Source organism: Streptomyces milbemycinicus, from assembly GCF_002154605.1.
Classification (GTDB): domain Bacteria; phylum Actinomycetota; class Actinomycetes; order Streptomycetales; family Streptomycetaceae; genus Streptomyces; species Streptomyces milbemycinicus.
Window position 1 is genome coordinate 1 of sequence record NZ_MUNE01000196.1, and the last position, 8,963, is coordinate 8,963.

Below are 8,963 nucleotides of genomic sequence, written 5' to 3' on the forward strand. Positions count from 1 at the left end.
GGGTACTTCTTGACCTTGTCGCCGGAGAGATACGGGCCCAGGTCGGCGAACTTGGCGCTGATGGCACCCATCAGCTTTCCGCCCATCTCCCACTGCGGGATCATCACGATGTCCGCGATGTCCCCGGAGGCAAGGACGGCGCTGAGCTTTTCGCCGTACGTGTTGCCGTCCTGCGGCTGGAAGGTGATCTGCGCGCCCAGGGCCTCGTTGACGGCCTTGTAGTAGGCGCTGTTCTTGGGCGGCGGGGTGCCCCACAGCGGTTCGAAGACGGTGTAGCTGCCGCCCCTGCCCGGTTTGCCCTTGACGGAGGCGACCAGCTCGGCGGTGGGCCTGGCCTGGGTGAATCCGGGGCTCGAGCCGTTCACACTCGGGATGTCGGGCTTCACCACCTGGGAGGCCACATGGGTCGGCAGCAGCTTCTTCAGGTCCTTGCCGGATGTCGTACCGCCCTTGCCGGTGGACTCCTCAGTGGAGCACGCGGACAGCAGCGGGACCCCTCCCGCGACGGCCACCGCGGCGACGGCCGCGGAGGACAGGACGGTTCTCCGGCTCGGAGTGGAAGTGGAGGCCGAAGCCTGGGAGTTCGGCATTGCGTCAACCCTTCGTGGCGTACCCGCCGTGTGACCGATGGTCGAAGCGCTTCAACATTGCGCTGAGGTTAAGTCGGGGGGTGAGGTCGCGCAAGACCGGTACCCAAAAGATTGGTTGGCCACGTGGCGGAGCCGCATATCGACGCAGCCTGAGAGGGTCTGCGGAGTTCTGAGGTGGTCTGCTTCATCATGACTATTCCCGCAACTTCATGACGCCGTGGGGTTGTTGCCACTTCGAGCCTTGACATCCGGGTGACACCACACCAGCATCGAAGCGCTTCGAATGACATCTCGACCCCACTGACACAACCGTGAGGGGATCCGCGCGTGAGCGGCTGCCAGGCCACCAGCGAGTCGATGACTACGCCCTTCCGTGATCCGCGGCTGCCCGACCGCGAGCGGGTGGCGGACCTGTTGGCACGGCTCACCCTCGACGAGCGGATCGCGATGCTGCACCAGTTCGCGCCCGCGGTGGAGCAGCTGGGCCTGGCGGCCTTCCGCACCGGCCAGGAGGCGCTGCACGGCGTGGCCTGGATGGGGCCCGCGACGGTCTTCCCGCAGGCGGTGGGGCTCGGCGCGACCTGGCACCCCGAACTGCTGCGGCGGATCGGCGAGGCAGTGGGCACCGAGGTACGGGCCATGCGCGCCCGCGACGAACGGGTGGGGCTCAATGTGTGGGCGCCGGTGGTGAATCTGCTGCGCGACCCGCGCTGGGGCCGCAACGAGGAGGGCTACGCCGAGGATCCGTACCTCACCTCGGCGCTGGCCGCCGCGTACACACGCGGACTGCGCGGCGACGACCCGGTCCGCTGGCGCACCGCGCCCGTCCTCAAGCACTGGCTGGCGCACAACAACGAGACCCACCGGGACACCACCTCCTCCTCGGTGCGGCCGCGCGTACTGCACGAGTACGACCTCGCGGCCTTCCGCGGGGCGGTACAGGCGGGCGCGGTGGCGGGTGTGATGCCCGCGTACAACCTGGTCAACGGGCGGCCCAACCACGTCTCCCCGTATCTGCGGGAGCACTTGCGCAGCTGGACCGAGCAGGAGCTGGTGGTGTGCTCCGACGCGGGCGCGCCCTCCAACCTGGTGGACTCCGAGCACTACTTCGACACCCACGAGGAGGCGGTGGCCGCGGCCCTGCTGGCCGGGGTGGACAGCTTCACCGACCACGACCAGGACGCGTCGAAGACCGTCGAGCGGGTGCGGGGCGCGCTGCGGCGCGGGCTGATCGACGCGTCGGTCGTCGAGGTGGCGGTGCGGCGGCTGTTGGCCATGCGGTGCGCGCTGGGGGAGTTCGACCCGCCCACAGAGCCTGCCGAACCTGTGGAGGCGGCCGGGTTCGATACGCCGGGGCACCGGGCACTCGCCCTGGAGGCCGCCGAACAGGCCGTCGTCCTGCTCAAGAACGACGGGCTGCTGCCGCTGTCCGACGCCACGGCGGGCACCGTCGCGGTGGTCGGCCCGCTCGCCGACGAGTGCAAGCTCGACTGGTACAGCGGCAGCCTGATCCGCCGCAGCACACCGCGCGAGGCGCTGGTGGCACGGCTCGGCGCGGAGCGCGTGGTGTTCGTGGAGGGGACGGACACCGTGCGGCTGCGCGCCGCGGCGGGGTGGGTGCGGGTCCCGGACGCGGAGGTCGAGGAACGGGCGCGGGAGGGCTCGCTCAACCCGGCGCACACGGCCGGGCGCACCGACCTGCCGCCGCTGACCGTCGGTCCCGCGCCCACCGATCTGGCCCTCACCGACTGGGGCGGCGGCGTGCTCACGCTGCGCGCGCCGTCGGGGCGCTATCTGACCGTGGCCGAGGGCGGGTTCGTACGGGCCGCGGCCGAGCAGCCCGGGGGCTGGGTGGTCCAGGAGACGTTCACGCTGGAGCGGCACGGCGACGGACATCTCCTCCGGCACAGGGGAACGGGCGGGTACGTCTGTGTCGCCGCCGAAGGCCTGAAGGTTGCCGCGCCGGAAGCAAAGGCAATGGTGGCGAAGGCACAGACGGAGGCACAGACGGAGGCACAGGCGAAGGCACAGGCGGAGGTCTTCACGCTGGAGGTCGTCGAACGCGGCGAGGACGCGGTCGCGCGGGCCGCCGCGGAGGCCACCACCGTGCTGGTCCTGGCGGGCAACGACCCGCACATCAACGGCCGCGAGACCGAGGACCGCACCACCCTCGCCCTGCCCGCCCAGCAGGACCGGCTGTGGCGCGCCGCCCACGCCGCCAATCCGCGTACCGCCCTGGTGCTGGTCTCCGGCTATCCGTACGCGGTGGGCGAGGCGGCCGACGCGCTGCCCGCGCTGCTGTGGACCGCGCACGGCGGCCAGGCGGCGGGAACCGGGCTCGCCCGGGTGCTGTTCGGCGACGCCTCACCGGCCGGCCGGCTGCCGCAGACCTGGTACGCCGCCGACGAGGAGCTGCCGGACCTGATCGACTACGACATCATCGTGTCCCGCGCCACCTATCTGTACTTCGACGGCGCACCGCTGTTCCCCTTCGGGCACGGTCTGTCGTACACCCGCTTCGCGTACGGGGAACTGTCGGTGCAGCGGACCGCGAGCGAGGGCGAGGGGGCCGTGCTCGCGGTGGAGTGCGAGGTCACCAACGCCGGACCGTGCGACGGCGACGAGGTGGTGCAGATCTACGTCAGCGCCCCAAAGGCGCGGGTCCCGCGCCCGCACCGCCGGCTTGTCGCCCACCGCCGGGTCCCGCTGCGTCAGGGCGAGACGGCGCGGCTGTTCTTCACCGTCCCGGTCGACGAGGCGCTGGGCTTCTGGGACGTGGCACACGGCCGCTGGACCGTCGACCCGGGCACGTACGAGATCCACGCCGGCGCCTCCAGCGCCGACATCCGGTGCACCGCCACCATCGCCGTCGACGGACCGCCGCCCGCCCCGCGCCCGGTGCTGGAACGGGGCCTTACGGCGGCGGACTTCGACTCGGCCGACGGGATCAGGCTGGTGGACCTGACCAAGGTGCGCGGCGACGCGGTGGCCGGCGCGGACGACACCATCGGCCGACTGCTCTTCCGCGCCTGCGACTTCGGGGCGGGCGCGCGGACGGTCACCGTGCAGGCGGCACGCGCGGAGGACCTGGAGGGTAATGGGGCGGCGGTCGAACTGCATCTGTCCGACGGCACCACGCTCGCCTCGGTCGCCATCCCGCCGACCGGCGACCCGTACCGCTACACCACCGTGGGCGCCACCCTGCCCACTCCCCCGTCGGGCGTGCATGACCTGCACATCACGCTGCGCGGGGCACTGAGACTGGCTCGTCTCGGCTTCTCCGGTTGAGGGTCCGGAGCCGCCATAGGACGGGCCCGGCCCGATACGACGGGCCCGGCCCGGTATGACGGGCCACGCGCCCACGCGGAGGACCTACGTCACCCTCCGCGTGGGCGCTCGCCATGAGGTCAGGCGCGCCAGGCGCGGCTCACACGCCAGGCACGTCAGGCACGGCTCACAGGTCGAGGCGCGTCAGGCACGGCTCACAGGTCGAGGCCGGTGAGGACGAGGACCCTCTCGTAGGTGTAGTCCTCCATCGCGTAGCGCACGCCCTCACGGCCCTCGCCCGACTTCTTGGTGCCGCCGTACGGCATCTGGTCGGCGCGGTACGACGGGACGTCGCCCACGATCACACCGCCGACCTCCAGCGCGCGGTGGGCGCGGAAGGCGGTCCGCACATCGCGGGTGAAGACGCCCGCCTGCAGCCCGTACTTCGAGTCGTTGACCGCGGCGAAGGCCTCGTCCTCGCCCGCCGCCTCGCGGACGATGAGCACCGGCCCGAAGACCTCCTCGCAGGAGACCGCGGCGCCGGCGGGCACGTCGGCGAGCACCGTCGGGGCGTAGGCCGCGCCCTCGCGCTTGCCGCCCGTCAGCACCCGCGCCCCGCCCTGGACGGCCTCCTCCACCCAGGCCTCGACGCGCTTCGCGGCGTCCTCGCTGACCAGCGGGCCGACGTCGGTCGCGTCGTCGGAGGGGTCGCCGGTGACCTGGGCCTCGACGGCCGCGACGATCTTCGGTACCAGACGCCCGTAGACGGAGGAGTCCGCGATCACCCGCTGCACGGAGATGCAGGACTGCCCGGCCTGGTAGTTGGAGAAGGTCCCGATGCGGGTCGCCGCCCAGTCCAGGTCGGCCTCGGCGGAGTAGTCCCCCAGGACGACGGCCGCGCCGTTGCCGCCGAGCTCCAGCGTGCAGTGCTTGAGCGGCACGGACTGCTTGATGGCGTAGCCGACCTTGTCGGAACCGGTGAAGGAGATGACCGGCAGCCGCTCGTCCTGGACCAGCGCGGGCATCCGGTCGTTGGGCACCGGCAGCACGCTCCAGGAGCCCGCGGGCAGGTCGGTCTCGGCCAGCAGTTCGCCGAGGAGCAGCGCGGACAGCGGCGTGGCCGGGGCCGGCTTGAGGATGATCGGCGCGCCGACGGCCAGCGCCGGGGCGACCTTGTGGGCGCACAGGTTCAGCGGGAAGTTGAACGGCGCGATGCCCAGCACGACCCCGCGCGGGAAGCGGCGGGTCAGCGCCAGCCGCCCGGTGCCACCCGGGTCGGTGTCCAGCCGCTGCGCCTCCCCGCCGTTGAATCTACGGGCCTCCTCGGCGGCGAACCGGAACACGGACACGGCCCGGCCAACCTCACCGCGCGCCCACTTCATGGGCTTGCCGTTCTCGACGGAGATGAGCCGCGCAATCTCCTCGCCGCGCTCACCCAGCCGCCGCGAGACATGGTCGAGGGCGGCGGCCCTCACGTACGCGGGGGTGGCGGCGAACTCGTCCTCGACGGCCGCGGCGGCCGCGACGGCCTCCTCGACCTGGGCCTCGGTGGGAATGCTCACCGCGCCGACGATGCGCCCGTCCCAGGGGGATGTGACCTCGAAAGTGTTCTCGCCCGTGGCCTCGCGGCCGGCGAGCCAGAACGCGTGGGTGACGGCTTCGTTTGTGTCTGGCACGGCGGATCCCGACCCTTCCGGAAGTGGTGGGGTGATGGTGCGGAGGTGTCTCCACCTCCACCGTAGGCGCGGCAGGGCCGGAAGCTGTTTGTCCGGTGCGTAGCAGTCGGCCGCTGCCTCGCGCCGCATTGGTGGGGTGGGGTGGGGCGGGGTGCTTGGGCGCGCCGTTTGGTGCTTCCGGCCGTGCCGGGCGTCAGCCGTGCTGAGCTCCCTGCGCGGTCGCCTTGAGTGCCAGCCACAGCTCCATGCGCACATCGGGGTCGTCCAGCGACCGCCCCAGGATCTCCTCGACGCGACGCATCCGGTAGCGGAGGGTGTGCCGGTGCACGCCGAGGTCGGCGGCCGCCGCGTCCCACTGGCCATGCCGCGACAGCCAGGCCCGCAGCGAGGCCACCAGGTCGCCGCGGCCCGTCGCGTCATGCTCCCGCAGCGCCCGCAGCATGCCTTCCGCGAAGGCCCGTACGGCGTCGTCGGCCAGCAGGGGCAGCACGGAGCCCGCGGCGACCTCCTCGTGCTCGACCAGCATCCGGCCGCGCCGCCTGGCCACCGAGAGCGCCTGCTCAGCCTGGCGGTAGGCGGCCGCGGCGGCCGTCGGACCCGCCGGGGCGGACAACCCGATCAAGAGGTCGTCGAGGTCGTCGCCCGGAGGCACGGCGCTGCGGTCACGCGGGCGGGCCGCGGCGCCGCGGCGGCTCTCGACCGCCTTGGCGTACTCGGCGCAGACGGAAACCGCGGCGCCGCCGTCCGGAGCCAGCACGATCAGGCGCCCGCCGTCGGGCACCACCAGCACGGCCTCGCCGGTGCGGGCGGCGGCCGTCTCCATCGCGTCGGCGAGCAAGCTGAGGGGGGCGTCCGCGGGGGCCGTCTCGGCGGCCGGGGCCGTACGGGCTGCCGTAGTGCCTGCGCTTGTGCTGTCCGGGCCGGTGGCCGACGGGCTCTCCGCCGACGTCTCCTGTATGCCGCCGCCGACGGCTGCCGCGCCCGGCTGCTGCGGCCCGCTGCCAGGAGCGCCCTCGGCGACGAGCATCCGGAACGGCGCGTCGAGCAGGCCGCCGTACAGCTGCCCGGCGACCGCCCGCGCATGGTCGGGCTCGCCTGCGAGCAGCATCCGCAGCACGGCGGCGCCGAGCCGCTGCTCGGCCTCGTGCAGGGCGCGGGAACGCTCGGTGGTGAGGGTCAGCAGCGCCACCGCCGAATGCACGGCGTACCGCTCGGCGGTGCCGAGGGGCGCGCCCGTGCCGACCGCGAGAACGCCACGGGGGCGGCGGCCGGTGCCCAGCGACTGCAGCTCCACCCGGTCCGCGGCCACCTCACCGGCCGAATCCGCACCATCGGCGCCGCCTGTCCCATCACCGTCCCCGCCTTCTCCCCCGCCGCCTCCGCCGTCGCCGCCTCCGCCGACGCCGACTCCGCCGCCGAGGACGGCGCTGGCGGGGGCCGGCCGAGCAAGCAGCCGCTCCACGTCGACGGTGAGCCTGGCAGCCCGCCGGGCCGCCCAGTCGGGGGCGGCGGCGACCACCGCGCCGGAGGCGTCGTACAGCGCCGCCCAGCCGTCGAGGTGCGCCGCGAGCCGGGCGAGCAGCGCGGCAGGCCCCTCAGCGCCGATCGCGGCCCGTGTCAGCTCGCGCTGCGCCTCGAACCCGGCGGTCACCGAGCGGTACTGGTCGGCGGCGATGGCCGCGGACACGGCCTTGCTGATGGCGATAAAAGGCGTGCGCCGCGCCACCTCCAGCAGCGGCAGGCCCTCCTCCTTCGCCGCGGCGACAAGCGCGGCAGGCACCTCGTCATAGTTGACCCCGACCGCGAACCCGAGCCCCACCACCCCGGCACCGGCCAGCCGCCGCACGTAACGGAGCATCGCCTCCGGGTCCTCGGCATCGAGCTTCATCGCGGTGGTCAGCAGCAGCTCACCACCCTCCATATACGGCACGGGATCGGCCAGCTCACTGACATGCGCCCAGCGCACGGGCGTCTCCAACCGGTCCTCACCCGCGAGCACGGACAGCTTCAGCGCGGTGTGGTGGACCAGTGAGGCGAGGGTGGGAGGCATGGCACCTTCGGTCGACGTCGACGCGGGACTTCGCCGTCCCGTACGAACGGCTGCAATCGATTCTGCCTCAATGGATGAATACGGGGAATCGAAGAACGTCGATTTTCGGCTGCACGCGGACATCGGGCAGCCGGGACATATTGGCGGGGTGAGGGTGCCCACCCCGCCAACATGCTGCACGCCGCCCCGGGCGGGCGTCAGGCGCGAAGATCCACCAGCACCGGCGGCCCGCTCTCGCCCCGTACGGAGGTCACCGACAGCACGGCGTGCCCCGCAGGGACCGCGTGCGCGAGCTCCGAGGCCGACCAGCGCTCGCGCTCGACCTTCCGCACGGTCACCGACTGGGTCGTCACGGCCTTGCCGGTGACCACCTTCCGGATGAAGTGCAACACCTTGGTGAACGGCTCCTCGGCGATGATCTGGCGGTCAGTGACATCCCGCGCCTCGACCCACTCCGTGCCCCACACCTCGGCGAACCGCGCCCCGTCCCAGGTCGTCACCCCGGCATAGGCCATCCGGCAGCCGACCGCGCCGAGCAGCGCGCTGCGCAGCGCGTCGGGCACGTCGTCCAGGGTGCGCAAGGTCAGCACGGCCCCCGCGTTGGCCGAACGCAGCCGCTGGATACCGCGCAGCGCCTCAGGGGTGATGGTGTGCGAGGCGTCATCGAGCACCAGACAGGCGAAGAGCGACCGGTCCGCGCGGCCCACGGCGCACTCGGTGAACTGCGCGAGAACCAGGCGGGCGAGCATCCGGGATGCCTCGACATGGCCGCGCTCGGGCAGATCGATCCGCACCCGCAGCGGGTGCTCGAGGGCGCGCAGCGAGAAGGGCCGCCGGTCGCCGCCCGTATTGAAGAACTCGGCGAACACCGGCCGGTCCAGCAGCGCGATCCGGTCGGCGAGCAGCGCCCCCACATCGCCGGGCGCGCCGGCCTGCCGCACCCGCGCGTCCAGTTCGCGCGCCTGCGCCGACTGCCCGGCCGCGTCCAGCGCCTCGCGGAGCGCACCCACCGCGGCCTTCGAACCGTCCAGCAGCTCACGCAGCTCGGGCACCGACGGAAAACGGCCGTGGGCGGCGCGGTACGGGCCGAGCAACTGGGCGAGCGCGGTGGCCGCCCGGCGGCTGTCCCCGCCCGGCAGCGACGCGGCCATGTCGCCGATCAGGGCCTCGGCGAGCACGCCCGCGGCCTCGTCGGGGTCGTTGGTGCCGCCGTAGAGGTCGAGGTCGTACGCGGATTCGGGGCGGCCGATCTTCACCACGACGTCAAACGCCTCATCGGCCCCGAGCCCCGCCCCGAATCCGCGTACGACCTCGACCTCTACGGCGGCACCAACGACCCCGACGAGGCCGCGGGCGTGCTCGCCGAGGCCTCGTCGGGGT

Annotated in this window: 4 protein-coding genes and 1 pseudogene; 1 reads left to right on the top strand and 4 read right to left on the bottom strand. The window is 73.0% G+C overall.

Annotation, left to right across the window (positions count from 1 at the left end; translation table 11 throughout):
- Positions 1 to 590: pseudogene (locus CCN51_RS17425) on the bottom strand (extracellular solute-binding protein); the annotation flags it as partial.
- 357 nt (positions 591 to 947) lie between these two features.
- On the opposite strand from CCN51_RS17425, the gene CCN51_RS17430 reads away from it, so the two are divergent.
- Entirely contained in the window at positions 948 to 3,878 is a 2,931-nt protein-coding gene (locus CCN51_RS17430) for a glycoside hydrolase family 3 protein (protein WP_043490027.1), read from the top strand.
- A 194-nt stretch (positions 3,879 to 4,072) separates the two neighbouring features.
- Here CCN51_RS17430 and CCN51_RS17435 read toward each other — a convergent pair whose 3' ends face one another.
- From CCN51_RS17435 to CCN51_RS17445, 3 genes are all read right to left on the bottom strand, one after another.
- Positions 4,073 to 5,533: an aldehyde dehydrogenase family protein gene (locus CCN51_RS17435; RefSeq protein WP_014176024.1), complete on the bottom strand. Its 1,461-nt coding sequence runs from the start codon at positions 5,531 to 5,533 to the stop codon at positions 4,073 to 4,075.
- A gap of 193 nt (positions 5,534 to 5,726) precedes the next feature.
- Entirely contained in the window at positions 5,727 to 7,583 is a 1,857-nt protein-coding gene (locus CCN51_RS17440; RefSeq protein WP_014176025.1) for a PucR family transcriptional regulator, read from the bottom strand.
- 197 nt (positions 7,584 to 7,780) lie between these two features.
- Positions 7,781 to 8,963, bottom strand: a 1,183-nt coding sequence (locus CCN51_RS17445) for an ATP-binding protein (protein ID WP_245881637.1), incomplete at its 5' end; no start/stop codon positions are given.

Coding starts and splice junctions, on each gene's coding strand:
- CCN51_RS17440 (WP_014176025.1), bottom strand. CDS start 7,583: ATGCCTCCCACCCTCGCCTCACTGGTCCACCACACCGCGCTGAAGCTG.
- CCN51_RS17430 (WP_043490027.1), top strand. CDS start 948: ATGACTACGCCCTTCCGTGATCCGCGGCTGCCCGACCGCGAGCGGGTG.